Here is a 462-nt window from a genome sequence, read left to right as displayed (position 1 = left end):
AGCTTCTGTATATTCCGTTTCTTCATTGCCAATTTCAACTCTTACAATGTTCGGATTATAGATACGTCCGTACATAACTGCTATGCTTTTTTTTGCACCGTCTTCCTTAAAAAAGAATGTATCATCATAGGTTTCCATATCTTTGCTCTCGAATTTTGACCAACCATTGTGGCCTACTAACTCCCACCCATCTTCATTACTGCCTCTGAAAAATGCGACATTCAATATATCTTTTACCTTTTTCGGTTTACCTACTTGTTCAATTTCGTCATCCAAAGTATAAAAAACCATGATTTTATCATTACTGATTTGCACTTGGTGAATAATTTCTCTAACATCATACGGGACATGCGTGATGATTGCGTCATTAATTGATTTTGATTTACAACCAGTTATCAAGACCAATAAGACCAGCAAAAAAGTAATTAAATTCAATCTTTGCAAGAAACCCCACCCTCATAT

Annotated in this window: 1 protein-coding gene; it reads right to left on the bottom strand. The window is 34.8% G+C overall.

Features of this window, described 5'->3' with window-relative positions:
• Positions 1 to 444 (bottom strand): hypothetical protein (locus LM917_RS24300; protein ID WP_232700276.1); only part of this gene is annotated, 444 nt, incomplete at its 3' end.
• Positions 445 to 462 lie beyond the last annotated feature (18 nt).

Origin of the sequence: Brevibacillus daliensis (assembly GCF_021245735.1) — a bacterium.
Taxonomy (GTDB): Bacteria; Bacillota; Bacilli; order Brevibacillales; family Brevibacillaceae; genus Brevibacillus_B; species Brevibacillus_B daliensis.
Note: the sequence above shows the minus strand (reverse complement) of the source record. Positions and strands in the feature narration are given on the sequence as shown.